The following is a 14930-nucleotide window of genomic DNA, read 5'->3' as shown; positions in this document are numbered from 1 at the left end:
CGGGGGGCGGGGGGCGGGGGCCTCGCGCCTCAACCGGCGGGGGGTGGCCTCCGGGAGAAGGTGTGGGTGTGCCTCAGGCGGGTACGCGGCTGGTGATCAGTTCGGCGGCACGCTCACCGATCATCATCGCGGCGGCGTTGGTGTTGCCGCCGACGATGCTCGGCATGATCGACGCGTCGGCCACCCGCAGGCCGTCGATGCCGCGGACCCGGAGCTGCGGATCGACCACCGCCCGTTCGTCGGTGCCCGCCCGGCAGGTACCCACCGGGTGGTAGACCCCGGATGCGTTGCGCCGCACGAAATCGGCCAATCCCTTTCCGGTGCAGGAGGCGCCGGGAATGGTCTCGGTGCCCACCGCGCCCCGGACATCCTTGTGGCCGATGACCTCCCGCACCAGTTCCATGCCGGCGACCAGCGTGTCCAGGTCCTGGGTCTCGGCCAGATAATTCGGGTTGATGATCGGCGCGGCGAACGGATCGGATGAGGAAAGACGCAGGGTGCCACGGCTTTCCGGATAGATCATGGTGGGCAGCAGCGAGAGTGCGGGTGAGGAGTCGTCGGCCAGATGCAGGCCCGGTTCGTCCTGGTTCTCCGGGTAGCTCAGCGGGAGGATGAACATCTGCAGGTCGGGGATGCCGATATCTCGGAGGCCGCTGTGCACGAACGCGACCGCCTCGAACAGGGTGTGCGACATGTAGGTCGAACGGGGAGCGACCATCTCCCGGGCCAGCGCACCGGCGAAACTCACCGGGGAGGCCCGTCGGCCGCTCGGCGCGTGATAGGAGAGCGGCACGAACAGATGGTCGTGCAGATTGTCGCCGACCGGAAGATCGGCGACGACGTCGATACCGTGCTCATGCAGGTGGCGCGCGTGGCCGATACCCGAGAGCATGAGCAGCCGGGGTGAGCCCAGCGCCCCCGCGCTGAGAATCACCTCGCGCGCGGCCCGGACGATCCCGGCGGGCCGGCCACGCCTGCCCTTCACCACCTCGACGCCGGTGGCGCGGCCGTTCTCGACGACGACCCGGGAGGCGGTGACGCCGGTGAGCAGCCGCAGATTCCGCGGGAGGTCCGCGAGATAGCCGCGGTCCGTACCGGACCGGCGTCCGGACCCGATGCTCTGCTGCAGCGCCGACACCCCGGCCTGGTCGGCACCGTTGTAGTCGTTGTCGAGCGGCACTCCCGCGGTGTCCGCCAGCGCCGACATGAACTGGCGGGTCACCGGTGCCAGTCCGGCGGCGCGTTCGACCGCGATGGGGCCGTCACCGCCGCGCAACTCGCTCGGTCCATCCTCGAAACTCTCCAACCGCCGGAACGCGGGCAGCACGTCGTCGAATCCCCAGCCGGTGGCGCCCGACGCCGCCCAGTCGTCGTAGTTCTGCCGGTTGCCGCGGACGAAAGCCATCCCGTTGACGACGCTGCCACCGCCGACCGCCCTGCCGTGCGACTGAGGAAGCCTGCGGCCGTTCATGTGTCGTTGCGGGGCCGACCGGGCCGGCCAGGTGACCAGGCGCTGGATGGCGGTGGCGGCATGGATGGCGCCGCACATGCCGGGAACGGTGACCAGCGGCCCGTGCAGCCGACGGCCGGACTCGATGAGGGTGACGCTCGCGCCGCTGTCGGCCAGCCGGCGCGCGACAATCGCTCCCGCACTGCCGGATCCGACGACGACATAGTCGGATTCGGTGGTGATGGTGTCCTGTGGCCAGGGTCGTGGCATTCTCGATCTCCGATCGGATGGATGCTGAGAGGGGAGTACTTTCGGAATCTGAAGGGGGGCAGTGGATCAGACGGGTCGGAGTGAGTCGACCAGCCAGTGGTCACCCGATCGGACGGCCTGCACCTCGACGCGGCTGCCGGTGGTCGTCGGATCGGGATTCTCCGCGGTGGTGGTCACCTGATTGAGAAACAGCAGCAGCTTGGCCTTGCCGGCGCTCTGCTCGATGATCGAGTTGCCGACGACGGTGACCTTGGTGATGACCTTTTTCTCCTGGGCCGCAGACACGATGGTGTCCTTCGTGAGCTTGGTGTACTCCTCGCGGAACTCCTTGGTCAGGCCGGGATCGGCCTTCGCGAGGTCGTCGGCCACCGTCTTGTGGTCGTACGACAGCATCGAGACGACGGTGCCGGCGACGGCGCTCTTCAGCGGGCCGCTCGCGGAACGGATGTCGTCCCGGTGGCCGTTGTTGATGGCGAGGATGATTCCGGTGACGAGCATGGCGGCGGCGGCGACGGCGACTATGGCGGCGGCGGCGAATCGCAGCCTGCGGCGTTGAGTGCGTACACCAGTCGAATCATCGTCCGGCGCAGCGATTTCCGGATCATCGGCGGCCGACTCATCGGTCTCCTCCGGCGCATCGGTCTCCTCCGGCGCGGAGTCCTCTGGTTCGGAGTCCTCTGGTTCGGAGTCCACTGGTTCGGAGTCCTCTGGGGCTTCCGGTTCGGTGCCCTCCGGTTGCGGTTCATCCGCCACATCGTCGGGAAGGGTGTCCGTGCGGTCGGGTCGGGAGAGGGTGAGCCGGCCAATACGGCCCAGGCTGATGGTCGTCCCGCTCTTATGCATTGTCACAGTACGAAGTCCACCTTCGAGATCGTTTGCGGGTCACCGTTGGTCACCACCACCCGGAACCGGTAGTCCCGGGTCTCGGGGGCGGTCGTGCCCTTGTTGGTGATCTCCGAGTGCGCGGCCACCAGCAGGGTCGCGGTGTCGTCGTCGAAACGTTCGACGCCGACCGAGATGATGGTGCCCTTCGACGTCACCGCCGCGTCCTTGACCACCTTGCTGTACGACTCTGTCCGCGAGGCGAATTGGGTGCGGAAGTCGCCGCTGGTGATGGCGAGCAGGCGTTTGACGTCGGCGTCAGCGGAGGACGACCGGACCGTGGTCAGCCGCAGGATGCCGTCCTTGGCGGTGTCGATGTAGGCGGCGCGCAGGTCGTCACGCTCGTCGAGCCGGTGCGATTGCCAGAGCTGGTAGCCGCCGAACGCGATCGCGGCGACGGCGCCGAGCGCGGCGAGTGCTGTGGCGAGCCGGGTGCGGGTCAACGTACGGGTTCCAGCATGAGGGTTTCCCATGAGGTTCCTCCCTTTCCGGTGGCGGGGGTGATGGTCAGTTGCCGGTGGACGCTGCCGTCGGCGGTCACGTAGGCGCCGGTCTTCGGGTCGTACGCGGCGGGAAGCAGCGCACCGGCCAGACCCTGTTTGTCGGGTTGTCCGGAGCCGTCGGTGCTCGACGGCAGCGGGCCCTTGGGCACGTATGGCCCGCCGTGGCACACCTCGGGGGTGGGGGCGCGTTTGCCGGGCACATCCATGCAGGGCAGGTTGCGGGCGCCGCGCACCGCGACGGGGGAGTTCTGCGGGATGGAGCAGAACTGGCCGTCGGGGGTGGGGATGATATCGACGTCGGCGGCGGTGCGCCGCTGCGTGGCCGGGACGTAGCCGGTGGTGCAGATCGGCAGCGACATCGTGTGGAACGAGGCGGTGGCCGACTGGTCCTTGGCGCCCTGGTTGACCATCGTCTGCATGGCCGCGATGATGCCCGGCATCAGCACCAGGATCTGTTCCATACCGGCGTTGTAGGTGAGCGCCACCTGGCCCAGGCTCACCAGGTTGGTGAGCAGGACGGGAACGGTGGGGCTGAGCTTCTCCAGCAATTGCTGGGCGGTCGCGGCGGTTTTGGGGCTGTTCGCGATGATGCGCCGTACCGCGTCGTCCTTGCTCCGGATCTCCGCGGTGGCCGAGGACAGTTGCGTTGCCCAGGTGGTGATCTCGTCGGCGGACTCGCCGTGCGGTGCCAGGAACGGGCTGAGCTGCTTGACGAGCGTCTCTATCCCGTCGGGATTCTTGCGCACCTCGTCGGCGATGGCGCGGGTCGAATCGACGAGGCTGGTCAGATCCTCCTGGGTACCGCTGAACGCGGTGAACATCGCATCCATCATCGCCCGGAGCCTGCCCTGCGGGATCTGGGCGAGAAGCTGATTGGCCTGATCGAGCAGCGGACCCACCTGCGCCGGAATGGATGCCGCCGACACCGGGAGCACATCGCCGTCGGACAGGCCCGGCCCGGACTCGGTGGTGGGCACCAGGTCGATGTACTGCTCGCCGACGGCCGACATCGAATGCACGTTGACCCGCAACCCGTTCCGGGGGATGCGGCGGTCATCGAGCTGCATCACGGCCACCACGCCGGTGGTGCCGAGGTCGAGCCGTTCGACGTGGCCGATCGTGTGGCCGCGCAGGGTGACGTTGGCGCGCGTGTACAGGCCCGCCCCCTCGGGGAGTTCGGCCGAGACGGTCATCTTGTTGATCCCGACGTAGTCCTGAATCCGCAGATAGCCGAACGCCATCACCGACACCGCGGCCACCGCGAGAATGGTGAGCAGCGCCAGTTGTACCCGGATCTTGGTGCGCATCAGCGACCTCCCCGCTGTGCGGCCGTCTTCTTCGTCGTCTTCTTCTTGGCCGGAGCCCGGGTGATCGGGTCGGTCCGGGGGTCCGACCGGTCGGCCGCGGTGCCGGCATTCTTGCCCAGGACCCCGGTCGGGCCGGCCAGGGTGCGGCCCAGCGGGGTGTCCCGCAGCAGATCCGAGCGCACCCGGGGCACGGAGAAGTCCAGCAGCGCATACAGGTTGGCGAAGTCACCGCGCACCACCCGGTCAAGTCTGCTGATCGGGAACGGCAGCGTGAACATGAAGTCCAGCGAGTTGGTCAGCGACTTGCCGGTATCGGCGAGCGCCTTGAGGGTCGGGTGCAGCGACGCGAAGTTTGCCTTGAGATCCGCGGCGCTGCGGGTGATGAGACTGTTGGCGGCGGTGCCGAACCGGTCCAGGGAGGTCAGCGCGTCGTCGAGCTGGGAACGGCGCTCCGACAACTGCTTCACCGCGGGTGTGATGCGGGAGATCGAGGTGTCGAGGGCCTGGTTCTCGGTGGCCATCGAACCGGCGATCCTGTCGAGTCCGGACAGCGCGGTGGTGATCGCCGTGCGACGCCGGTCGATGGTGGTCGTGAGCGTGGTGAGCTGGGTGAGCAGCGTCCGCATGCGGTCGGTGCGGCCGCCGAGGATCTCGTTGGCGCCGTTCACGATATCGCCCACCTGGGCCAGCCCACCGCCGTTGACGATCACCGACAACGCCGACAGCGTCTGCTCGGTGGTCGGATACTGCGTCGACCGGTCGAGCCCGATCACGTCGCCGTCGGCGAGCCGGGCCGGGTCCGCGCCGTCCTTCGGGGCCGACAGCGAGATATGCTGGGAACCCAGCAGACTCGTCTGCCCGATGGCCGCGGTGGCGTTCTTGGGCAGGTCCACCCCGCCGTTGACGCGGACCTTGACCCGGGCGTGCCAGTCCCGCAACGTGATCGACGTGATCCGGCCGACCTCGACATCGCCGACGAGGACCGGCGAGTTGACCGAGATCGTGGTGACGTCGGGCATCTCGATGACCACGCTGAACGCGCCGTCGCCGCGGCCCGCGCCGCCGGGCATCTGCACCGACTCGATGCCCTGCCAGCCGCAGGAGGCCACCGACAGCACGGCCACGACCAGCGCGGCGAGACAGGCGATCCGGCGTCTCATCGGGATCCCTCCCCGAGCAGCAGCGACCGGAGACTCTTGGGGACCGTGGTGCGTCTGGCCGGCGCCCCGGTGATTCCGGGGACCGAATCGAGCACGCCGGGCACGCTTTCCACCAATTGGCCCGGATCGGAGAAGCTCGACCGCGACGGGCTGGTGAGGATATTCGGGTAGGTGGTGGTGAGCGTCCGCAGATAGGTGCCGAGATGCTGCACGCACAGGTCGGCGGCGCGGCGGCTGTTCGGCTGTCCCACCGACGCCAGACCACCGCACACGGCGTGGATCGGGTTCTCGAAGTTCGGGGCGGCGAACACCCCGGTCATCACACCGAGGGCCGGCTTGTAGATGTTGTAGAAGTTCACCACCTGTGTCGGTGCCTGATGCATGATGCCCTCGATATTGGTGCGCTGATCGGCCAGCACCTGCGACAACGTGGTGAGCGAGGCGACACTGCCCGACAGCTTGTCCCGGTTGCGCTCCACGAAACCGGTGACATCGGTGAGCACCGAGTCGACGGCGGTCACCGCCTCGCCCAGGGTCTTGCGGTTGTCGCCCAGCACCGAGGTCACCGTCGCGAGGTTGCGGTGCAGCTGCGCGACCTGGTCGTTGCTGCCGCGCATCGCGGTGACGAACACCTGCAGGTTGCGGACCACCGCGAACAGGTCGGCGCGGCCGTCGGAGATGGTGGACATGGCGTTCGACAGCAGGCCGATGGTGTCGTTGACGTTCTGCGCGTTCGGGGCGAACGCATCCGCGCCGGTGGAGACGAGGGTGGCAGCCGATCCCGGATCGTCGCCGTGCGGGCCGACGGCCTTGGTGACGTCGGACAGCGCGTTCTTGATGTCGTCCCATTCCATCGGAACGGTGGTGCGGCCCAGCGGTATCGACGCCGTGTGGGAGAGTGTGGCGCCGGTGGTATAGGCGGGGGTGAGGGCGACGGTGCGGCCGGCCACCAGGCTCTGCGCCACCACCGCAGCGCCCACATTGTCCGGCAGCGTCACGTTCCCTTTGACGCGCAGGGTGAGCACCACGTCGAGGGCACGTGGTTCGACCTTGTCGACGGTGCCCACCGGAACACCGAGAACGGTCACCTCGTCGCCCGCGTAGATGCCGGTGGACGAGGTGAAGTGCGCGGTGATCCGGTAGTCCTTCGGACCGCGGGAACCGCCACACCACAGGCCCATAGCCACCGCGACCACCACGAGGACCGACGTGAGCGCGAGGATGGTGCCGCGTGTGCCGGAGAAAAGGCTCATCGTCCGCCTCGACCGTCTGTTGTGGTTCTGTCGGCGTCGGAGACCAGGGCGTCGACAAGTGGCTGGAAGTAGATCACCGGAACCAGATTGGCGGTGAATGCGGTGAAGAACGGTCCGGTGGCCACCGACTCGCCGAGCGACATCGAGAAGTTCCGCAGTCCCGGAATGGCCTGGGAGATGGCGGTTTTCTGCTGCTCCAGAACGTTCAGGACCGACTGCAGCCTGGTGAGGGCGGGAGTGATCTCCGCGTTGTTCTCGGTGATGGTCGCGGAGATCTGCTTCGCCAGGAAACGCACCCCGATGATCAGCCGGGTGAGTTCGTCACGCCGGCTTCCCAGTTCCCGCAACAGAAAAGCACTGTCGAGGACGAGCTGATTGATCTGCTTGCCGCGGTCGGCGAGGATCGTCGTCACGCTGCGGCTGCGCTTGAGGAGGGTGCGCAGTTGTTCGTCGCGGCTGCCGATCGTCTTCGACAGGTCCCCGACGCCGCGCAGGGCGGGGCCGAGTTCGGGTGCGGCGTGGTCGAGGACGTCGTTGACGGCCCGCAGTGCCCCGTCGATCTTGGTCGCATCCGCCTTGCCCAGCGTCCGGCCGGCGTCGTCGAGCGCGTCCGTCAGCGAATAGGGTGCGGTGGTGCGGTCCAGCGGAATCGGCTCCCGGCCAAGACTTCCCGCACCACGAGGTTCGAGCCGCAGGCCCCTTTTGCCGAGCACCGAGGTGGTGACGATCGCGGCGCGGGTGCCCGAGCCCAGGTTGACCGGCGAGTCGACCGTGAACGACACCCGGACCTTGTCGCCGGCCAACGCGATATCGCTGACCTTGCCCACGTCGACACCGGAGATCTGCACCTTGTCACCGGGGCGCAGGCTGCCGATCTCGGCGAAGTACGCCTCGTGGGAGTCGGCGCCACCGAAGGTGGGGATGCGGTCGTAGAACAGTCCCACCAGGACCAGCACCACGGTGATCCCGATACCGATCGCCGCGACCCGGCGTCTGGGCATCTCTCTGAATGTGGGGAGCTCGGTTCCCTTGCGCGAGATCATGGCGCGCACCTCCCGACGGTCTGATCGAGCAGCGGGATGTCGATGTTCTCGCCGTTCGGATCGCTCAGGCGCAGGGTGGCCCCGCAGGCGTACAACTGGAACACCGACCCGTACGCGCCCATCCGGGCCAGCCGCTTGTAGGCCCCCGGCAGCGAGGAGATCACCCTGCCGAGCTCGCCCTTGTCCGCGTCGAGATTGCCGGCGAGCCGGTTGAGCTCGGTCACCGACGCGTGCAGGTCCGGGCGGATCTGCGAGAGCAGGCCGGATGTCGACAGCGTGGCCTGCTGCAGCCGGGTGAGCACCGCACCGACCGGGTCGGGGCGGGAGGCGAACTCGTGGACGAGTTGTTCGAGATCGACGACGGCCGTCGACACCTTCGTGCGGTTGGCATCGACGGTGCCGAGCACGGTGTTGAAGTTGTCGACCACGTCACCGATCACCGAATCCTGATCGGCCAGAGTCGACGTGAGCGAGCTCAGGTGCTGCAACAGCTCTCCCGTGATCTCACCCTGCCCCTGCAGGACGGCGATGAGCGATGAGGTGAGATCGTCGATGTCGTCGGCGTCGATCGACTGGAACAGCGGTTTGAAGCCGCCGACGAGGGAATCGATATCGAGGGCGGGGGAGGTGCGCGTCCGCGGAATCATCGCGCCGGCCGCCAGCCGTCGCGCCGGGCCGGTGGTTCCCGGGGAGATCTCCAGATAGCGGTCGCCGGTGAGGTTTTCGTACTTGATGGCCACCTCGGTGCGGGTGTCGAGGGGCCGCGCCGTAGCGACGCTGAACGAGACCTTGACCGAGGCGTCCGATCGCAGGGTCACCGCCGTCACCTTGCCGACGGGGACTCCGGCCGCACGCACATTCTGGCCCTCGGCCAGGCCGGAGGCGTCGGCGAACAGCGCCGAATAGCCGGTGGTCTTGGTGTTGCGGAAATCGCCGAACACCACGATGAGCGCCGCGAGGATCAGCAGCATCGTCACCGTGTACACGCCGACCTTGACGGGGACGGCCATGCTGCGGCGTTCGTGGCCCCTGCTCATCGTGCGCCCTTCGGCCGGCCCAGCAGCATGGTCAACAGATCCTCCGTGTGCCACTGCGATGTCTTCGGTTCACCGGCGAACGGGTTGACGCCCGTATCGGTGACCAGGTATTTGGCCTTGGTGCCCACGGGAATCCGGGGCAGACCCATACAGTGCGGGCCGCCCTTGGCGTTCACCTTGGGCAGGTTCTCCGGGTAGCCGTACAGCGGAACCCCCTGCAGGAATGACACACTCAGCCGGATACCGGGCGATGCGCCGCCCAGTGACGGCAGGCCCTTCTGCAGCAGGATGTCCATACCCTCGATGAGGCAGGTGAGTGCGGGACTGTAGGTCTGGAACAGTGCCGTGGTGGGACGCAGCAGATCGAGTGCGCGGGAAGCTGATTCGGCGTTGGTATTGATGAAGGCGGTGCCGGTGGTCGCCAGGCCGGTGACATTGGTGAGCATGAGGTCGAAGTTCCGTTGCTCGTCGGTCAGGGTCTTGGCGGTGGTCGACAGGTTGGTCAGCGCGGACATGATCTTCGGGGTGGCCGGCGCGTACGCCCCGGCGGCCCTGGAGGTCTGGTCGATGTCCTCGCGCACGGCGGGCAGGTTGCGGTGCAGGCGGTTGACCAGGTCGGCGTAGATGTCGACAGACTCGCCGAGCTTGCGACCGCGGTCGCCGCCGATCGCGGTGGACAGCACCGACAGGGTCTCGTTGAGCTTCTCCGGCTGGATCTGGCCCAGCACCGAGGTCAGGTTCTGGAACACGGTGTTGATCTCGACGGTCACGCTGTCGGCGTTGATGGTGGCGCCGGGCCGCAGCCGGGAGCCGTCGGTGGCGGGCGGGTCGACGAAGGAGACGTACTTGGCGCCGAACACCGTGGTGGACACGACCGATACCCGGGCGTCGCCGGGGATCGACCGCAGCCGGGACTCGTCGATCGCCAGCGTCAGCCGGACCTGCCCGGCCTCCGGGGTGACGCGGGTGACCCGGCCGATCTCCAGGCCGCGGAACTTGACCTTCGCGCCGGTGTCCAGCAGCAGCCCGGTACGGGTGCTCATCACCGACACGGGTTCGGTGGCGGTGAAGGTGCCGCGAAAGGACAGCAGCGCGACGGTGATCACCGCGACCAGGATCAGGATCAGCGCGGCGGCATAGGCTTTGGGGTGGGTGGTGGTCATGTGCCCTACCCGGAGAGATGGAAGTTGCCGGTGGGGCCGTACACGGCCAGGGAGATCAGCAGCGTCACACATACGACGACGATCAGCGAGGTCCGCACGGCACGTCCCACCGCCTTGCCGACACCTGCCGGACCACCGGAGGCGGTGTAGCCGTAGTAGGTGTGCACCAGCATGACCGCGGCGCCCATCAGGATCGCCTGCAGGAACGACCACAGCAGATCGCCGGGCTGCAGGAACGTGCGGAAATAGTGGTCGTAGAGGCCGCCGGACTGGTGGAACACCGTGACCGTGACGAACCGGCACGAGTAGAACGAGGCGATCACCGCCGCCGAATACAGCGGGATGATCACGACGGTGCCGGCGATCAGCCGCGTGCTGATCAGATAGGGCAGGGGCCGGATGCCCATCGAGTCGAGGGCGTCGATCTCCTCGGCGATCCGCATCGCGCCGAGCTGCGCGGTGGAGCCGGCGCCGATGGTCGCGGACAACCCGATCCCCGCCACCACCGGGGCGGCCACGCGCACATTGATGAAGGCCGCGAGAAAGCCGGTCAGCGACTCGATCCCGATGTCGCCGAGCGAACTGTAGCCCTGGATGGCGATGGTGCCGCCGGTGAACAGCGTCAGCGACGCCACGATCACCACGGTGCCACCGATCACCGCGAGAGCACCTGTGCCCATACCGATCTCGGCGATCAGTCGGAGCACGTCCTTGCGGTAGTGGCGCAGCGCGGTGGGGACGTGGCGGACGGTGTCGACGAAGAAGTGCATCTGCTCGCCGAGCTGATCCATCGCGGACGACGCGGCGCTCAGTTGGCGGCGGCCCCGGATCAGGCGGTCGTATCCGATCAGTGCCATGACTCAGCCACCCGTCACCTTCACGCCGACGGCTGTCACCAGCACGTTCACCACGAACAGGCCGATGAACGCGTACACCACGGTCTCGTTGACCGCCTCGCCCACACCCTGCGGCCCGCCGCGCGCGGTGATCCCGCGGTAGCAGCCCACCAGCCCGGCGAACAGCCCGAACAGACCCGCCTTGACCACTGCGATCACCAGTTCGGCCAGGCCCGTCAGCAGCGTGAGATTGCCGGTGAACGCGCCCGGGTTGACGCCCTGGAAGAGCACCGAGAACACGAAACCGCCCACGATGCCGATGGTGCACACCAGGCCGTTGAGCAGCACCGCCACGAACGCGGACGCCCAGACCCGTGGCACCACAAGCCGTTTCACCGGGTCGACACCCATCACCTCCAGGGCGGCGATCTCGTCGTGGATGGTGCGTGACCCCAGATCGGCGCAGATCGCGGTGGCTCCGGCGCCGGCCACGATCAGCACCGTGACCATCGGCCCGATCTGCGTGATCGTGCCGAACGCGGCGCTCGCACCGCTCAGGTCCGCGGCGCCGATCTCCCGCAGCAGGATGTTGAGGATGAAGGTGACCAGCACCGTGAACGGGATGGCCACCAGCACCGTCGGGAACGTCGACACCCGGGCGATGAACCACACCTGATCGACGAACTCGCGCACCTGCACGGGCCGCGAGAACGTGTAGCGGAAGGTGTCCAGCGACATCGCGTAGAAGTGGCCGGCGCCGTCGAGTCCGGCGGCCAGACGTTTGCGGCCGGTGGTCACCGTGCGTCGCAACTGCGACCGGACAGCGCCGCGGGGTGGTGCGTCAAGCACTCCGGCCATCGCTGCCTCCTTGCCGATCGGCGGAAATCTGAACATACAGTTATGCGTGTGGGTGTGTGTTCAAGTGAACATACAACCATGCGTGCGTCTGTATGTTCAAGTTGCGATTTTTTCCTCCGGCAGGTCTCCTTACAGGGAGGATCGTGAACGGGGCAGATCGCGTGAAACGGGTCAAAGCGGCAGGAGAGGGCGGCGGTGCGCAGGACGGGATGGGGCGGCGAACTACCGGCCGACGACGACGAGGCGCGCGTCCGGATCATCGAGGCGTGTCGCAATGCCATCGCCGACAGCGAGCATCCGCAGCTGTCGCTGAGCGAGGTCGCCCGCAGGCTGTCGGTCACCCGGCAGACCGTGTACCGCTACTTCCCGAGTACCCAGGCGCTGCTGACCGCGGTTGCCATCGATGCCGGCCGTCGCATGTACGACATGCTGCTGAGCGTCCGCGAACTCGATGACCCGGCCGGCGTCGTCGTCGAACTCGCGGCGATCGGCGCCGAGATCATTCGCGACGACAAGGTGGTGGGTTTCCTGGTCGGCGAGGGCACCGCCACTGGCGTGTTCACCGGATCGATCACCGACGAACTCTCGGTGGCGTTCGCCGTGGACCTGCTCGAGAGCTGCGGAGTCGACTGGCGCGCACTGGGTCTGGGCATCGAGGATGTCGCCGAACTCGCCGAGTGGGCGCTGCACATCATCGATGCGATCGGGCGTTCCCGCGGAAAGCGCAGGGACCAACTGGAGTTGCGCGATTACCTGAATCGGTGGATGCGGCCCGGCGTCGAGAAGGTCATCACGACCGCCACTGGCTGACAGCGGTCGCCGGTCACTCGGTCTCGTCGTCGGAGTGCTTGCGCCTGCGGCTCTTTCGGGGTTTGGCCGGCTCCACATTGAACGCCTTGAGGCGCCGGTAGCCGCGGACGCTCAGCGGCGGGATAGAGCGGATGCGGAACGCGTCTGTGTTGTCGGCCTTGAGATCTGCTTCCTTCAGATCTGCGGCCAGGATCTCGTCGACGAGGACCGTGCCGGGATAGGCCGAACCGCACAGGCGGGAGGCGATGTTGACCGGCTCGCCGAACACATCGCCGAGGCGGGACAGGACATGGCCGCGCGCCAGCCCGACGCGGATCGCGGGCAGGATGTCGTCGTCGGCGAGGGCCTGCAGAGAGGTGCCGATGACCGCCGCCTCCGGCGCCGACGGCACCGTGAACATCACCGCGTCGCCGAGGGTTTTGATGACCTGGCCACCGTGGGCGGCCACCACCTCGTGCACGTTCTCCTCGAAACCTTCGAGCAGGTCTTCGAGCTCGTAGAGGGCGATGCGCCGGGACAGGCTGGTGTAGCCGACGATGTCGACGAAACCGACGACGGTGTCGACCTCCACATCGGTGGACTGCTCGATGTCCTGGCGCAGATTCAGGTCGAGGTGGCGGCGCCAGATAAGGGTCTGCAGGTGGGACAGGGCCTCGATGGCGTCGGTGAGCGGCAGGTTGAACCGGGGATTGGCGGCGAGTTCGGCGATCTGCTCGGCTTGCCAGTCGGCCAGCCGGGTGGTCATCTGCCCGATCGCGCGGGCGGCGGCGATCTGCGACCGCATCGACAGGCACGAATCGCGCCCGACGAACAGCCGGAAGGCCTCCATGTCGGCCTCGGAGAAGATCTTCTCGGGGGTGTCGTACTTGGCGAAACCGAAGGCGTTCCAGATCTTGCCGGCGTCCTCGGGCAGCACTCCCAGAACGGCGACCAGCTCGTCGCGGGTGTACTTCGGCGCCGGGTTGTACAGCGGCGGCGGGACGAGCAGGCGCTGGGTGTCGACGTCCTCGATGGGTTCGGTCTCCTTGCGCCGGAGCCTGTCGGCGGCGCGCCGGGCGGCCAGACGCGAGTCGGGAACGGCACGCTCAGAAGACACCCACAACACCTTTCTCGGCCACCGGCGGCGCCCCGTTCAGACGCCCAGGACGCCTTTCATCAGGTACGCCATCTCGGCGGTGAACTCGTCGCGCCCGGTACCCCGGCGCATGCCGACGGCGTCGTTCACGATGGACAGCGCCGAGTGTACGGCCACCGCGGCCTCCTCGGAAGACAGCTCGGGGTGTACCTGGCGGAGCAGGTCGATCCATCGCCGCACGTAGCGGCGCTGAGTGTCGAGATGTTCGGCGGTGTCGGTCTGCGCGGCCAGGATGCGGGCGCTGCGGAAACCCACGATCAGGTCGGGTCTGGTGGTGATGGCCGCTACGTACGAATCGACCAGCAGCCGCAGCAGCGGCAGCGGTTTGTCGGTGCGGGCGTACGCGGCGATCACCCCGGCCTCCAGGGTGGTGGCGCTGCGCCGCGCGATCGACACCAGGATGGACAGCTTGGAAGGGAAGTGGTTGTACACGCTCGGGCCGGAGATGCCGACGGCCGCGCCGATGTCGTCGATGCCGACGGCCGTGTAACCGCGGTCGGCGAACAGTTCGCTCGCGGCGTCGAGGATCTCGTCGCGGCGGTTGCGGTCGCCCGAGGGTGGCAGCGCGGGGGCGGTGAACGGCGGCGCGGTATCGGTGTCGAGGGTGAGGGTGCGTGAGATCAGTTCGTGCAGTGCGGCTTTCGCGCGGGTGTTGCTGAGTTTGGTGTGGTGCACGGTGAGGCTGCCGGCCACGCTGAGCACCGCCCACGCCAGCCGCACCGCGGGCCGGTCGCCGAGTTCGGGCCGGTTGGCGCGGATCACCGCGCCCCAGCGTTCGATGATCTCGCGGGTGCGCAGCAGGATCTCGGTGTTCTGTTCCTCGGTGAGGAACGCGCTGTTGGCGCGCCACATCGACACCGTCTGCGGGTAGCTGACGCCGAGCTCGGCGAGTTCGGCGGCCAGGTCGTCGAGGGAGCAGTCCGGCCGGGCCAGCATGCGGTCGGTGCAGGCCTGCAGTTTGTCGCCGCCGGCGAGGACGGCGGCCACCAGCAGGGCCTGCTTGTCGGCGAAATGCCGGTACACCGACGGGGCCGTGACCCCCGCGGCACGGGCGATGTCGGCGACGGACACGTGGGCGTACCCGTGCTCGGCGAACATCGTGCCCGCCAGCGTCGCCAACTGCCGTTTGCGGTCTGCGGGCCGGGTGCGCCGCGGCGTGGTCTGCTCGGTCATGGTGAATCGACCATAGCGCACGAGATCGGGTCTCAAAAGATGTTGACCAC

At 67.8% G+C, this 14930-nt stretch carries 14 protein-coding genes; 1 reads left to right on the top strand and 13 read right to left on the bottom strand.

Features of this window, described 5'->3' with window-relative positions; translation table 11 throughout:
* Positions 1–73: 73 nt before the first annotated feature.
* The 11 genes from GOAMR_RS19860 to GOAMR_RS19810 form a co-directional block, all read right to left on the bottom strand.
* Positions 74–1720: a GMC family oxidoreductase gene (locus tag GOAMR_RS19860; protein WP_005192187.1), complete on the bottom strand. Its 1647-nt coding sequence runs from the start codon at positions 1718–1720 to the stop codon at positions 74–76.
* Positions 1721–1786: 66 nt separating this feature from the next.
* The gene (locus GOAMR_RS19855) at positions 1787–2569 is read right to left on the bottom strand and encodes a hypothetical protein (protein ID WP_138943827.1); all 783 of its coding nucleotides are present in this window, start codon (positions 2567–2569) and stop codon (positions 1787–1789) included.
* Positions 2566–3075, bottom strand: coding sequence for an Rv1363c family protein (locus GOAMR_RS19850; RefSeq protein ID WP_138943826.1), 510 nt, complete (start codon positions 3073–3075; stop codon positions 2566–2568). Before GOAMR_RS19850 ends, GOAMR_RS19855 begins: the two co-directional genes overlap by 4 nt.
* On the bottom strand, positions 3042–4412 hold the full coding sequence (locus GOAMR_RS19845; protein WP_005192182.1) for an MCE family protein: 1371 nt from the start codon (positions 4410–4412) through the stop codon (positions 3042–3044). The genes GOAMR_RS19850 and GOAMR_RS19845 overlap by 34 nt, the downstream gene beginning before the upstream one ends.
* A complete protein-coding gene (locus tag GOAMR_RS19840) occupies positions 4412–5572 on the bottom strand; it encodes an MCE family protein (RefSeq protein WP_005192179.1) in 1161 nt (386 codons plus the stop codon). The genes GOAMR_RS19845 and GOAMR_RS19840 overlap by 1 nt, the downstream gene beginning before the upstream one ends.
* The gene (locus GOAMR_RS19835) at positions 5569–6825 is read right to left on the bottom strand and encodes an MCE family protein (protein WP_005192177.1); all 1257 of its coding nucleotides are present in this window, start codon (positions 6823–6825) and stop codon (positions 5569–5571) included. The genes GOAMR_RS19840 and GOAMR_RS19835 overlap by 4 nt, the downstream gene beginning before the upstream one ends.
* Complete coding sequence (locus tag GOAMR_RS19830) at positions 6822–7826, bottom strand: MCE family protein (protein ID WP_244427459.1); 1005 nt, start codon at positions 7824–7826, stop codon at positions 6822–6824. The genes GOAMR_RS19835 and GOAMR_RS19830 overlap by 4 nt, the downstream gene beginning before the upstream one ends.
* Before the next feature lie 38 nt (positions 7827–7864).
* Positions 7865–8905 (bottom strand): MCE family protein, encoded by a 1041-nt coding sequence (locus GOAMR_RS19825; protein WP_005192173.1) that lies wholly within the window; start codon positions 8903–8905, stop codon positions 7865–7867.
* Positions 8902–10068, bottom strand: a complete 1167-nt coding sequence (locus GOAMR_RS19820; RefSeq protein WP_005192171.1) for an MCE family protein — start codon at positions 10066–10068, stop codon at positions 8902–8904. Before GOAMR_RS19820 ends, GOAMR_RS19825 begins: the two co-directional genes overlap by 4 nt.
* 5 nt (positions 10069–10073) lie before the next feature.
* Positions 10074–10925: an MlaE family ABC transporter permease gene (locus tag GOAMR_RS19815; protein ID WP_005192169.1), complete on the bottom strand. Its 852-nt coding sequence runs from the start codon at positions 10923–10925 to the stop codon at positions 10074–10076.
* Between the two features lie 3 nt (positions 10926–10928).
* Entirely contained in the window at positions 10929–11642 is a 714-nt protein-coding gene (locus tag GOAMR_RS19810) for an MlaE family ABC transporter permease (protein ID WP_050942818.1), read from the bottom strand.
* 315 nt (positions 11643–11957) lie between these two features.
* Here GOAMR_RS19810 and GOAMR_RS19805 point away from each other — a divergent pair, with 315 nt between their 5' ends.
* Positions 11958–12572 (top strand): TetR/AcrR family transcriptional regulator, encoded by a 615-nt coding sequence (locus GOAMR_RS19805; RefSeq protein ID WP_005192163.1) that lies wholly within the window; start codon positions 11958–11960, stop codon positions 12570–12572.
* A gap of 13 nt (positions 12573–12585) precedes the next feature.
* Here GOAMR_RS19805 and GOAMR_RS19800 read toward each other — a convergent pair whose 3' ends face one another.
* Together GOAMR_RS19800 and GOAMR_RS19795 are read right to left on the bottom strand one after the other, a co-directional pair.
* Positions 12586–13668, bottom strand: a complete 1083-nt coding sequence (locus GOAMR_RS19800; protein WP_005192160.1) for an adenylate/guanylate cyclase domain-containing protein — start codon at positions 13666–13668, stop codon at positions 12586–12588.
* A 36-nt stretch (positions 13669–13704) separates the two neighbouring features.
* Complete coding sequence (locus GOAMR_RS19795) at positions 13705–14880, bottom strand: TetR/AcrR family transcriptional regulator (protein ID WP_005192158.1); 1176 nt, start codon at positions 14878–14880, stop codon at positions 13705–13707.
* Positions 14881–14930 lie beyond the last annotated feature (50 nt).

It is taken from the genome of Gordonia amarae NBRC 15530 (assembly GCF_000241345.1).
GTDB classification, from domain to species: domain Bacteria; phylum Actinomycetota; class Actinomycetes; order Mycobacteriales; family Mycobacteriaceae; genus Gordonia; species Gordonia amarae.
Note: the sequence above shows the minus strand (reverse complement) of the source record. Positions and strands in the feature narration are given on the sequence as shown.

Excerpts from the sequence above, each read along its gene's own strand:
- GOAMR_RS19860 (WP_005192187.1), bottom strand. The coding sequence starts at position 1,720 with ATGCCACGACCCTGGCCACAGGACACCATCACCACCGAATCCGACTAT.
- GOAMR_RS19850 (WP_138943826.1), bottom strand. The coding sequence starts at position 3,075 with ATGGGAAACCCTCATGCTGGAACCCGTACGTTGACCCGCACCCGGCTC.
- GOAMR_RS19845 (WP_005192182.1), bottom strand. The coding sequence starts at position 4,412 with ATGCGCACCAAGATCCGGGTACAACTGGCGCTGCTCACCATTCTCGCG.
- GOAMR_RS19840 (WP_005192179.1), bottom strand. The coding sequence starts at position 5,572 with ATGAGACGCCGGATCGCCTGTCTCGCCGCGCTGGTCGTGGCCGTGCTG.
- GOAMR_RS19835 (WP_005192177.1), bottom strand. The coding sequence starts at position 6,825 with ATGAGCCTTTTCTCCGGCACACGCGGCACCATCCTCGCGCTCACGTCG.
- GOAMR_RS19830 (WP_244427459.1), bottom strand. The coding sequence starts at position 7,826 with ATGCCCAGACGCCGGGTCGCGGCGATCGGTATCGGGATCACCGTGGTG.
- GOAMR_RS19825 (WP_005192173.1), bottom strand. The coding sequence starts at position 8,905 with ATGAGCAGGGGCCACGAACGCCGCAGCATGGCCGTCCCCGTCAAGGTC.
- GOAMR_RS19820 (WP_005192171.1), bottom strand. The coding sequence starts at position 10,068 with ATGACCACCACCCACCCCAAAGCCTATGCCGCCGCGCTGATCCTGATC.
- GOAMR_RS19815 (WP_005192169.1), bottom strand. The coding sequence starts at position 10,925 with ATGGCACTGATCGGATACGACCGCCTGATCCGGGGCCGCCGCCAACTG.
- GOAMR_RS19810 (WP_050942818.1), bottom strand. The coding sequence starts at position 11,642 with ATGTCGCTGGACACCTTCCGCTACACGTTCTCGCGGCCCGTGCAGGTG.
- GOAMR_RS19795 (WP_005192158.1), bottom strand. The coding sequence starts at position 14,880 with ATGACCGAGCAGACCACGCCGCGGCGCACCCGGCCCGCAGACCGCAAA.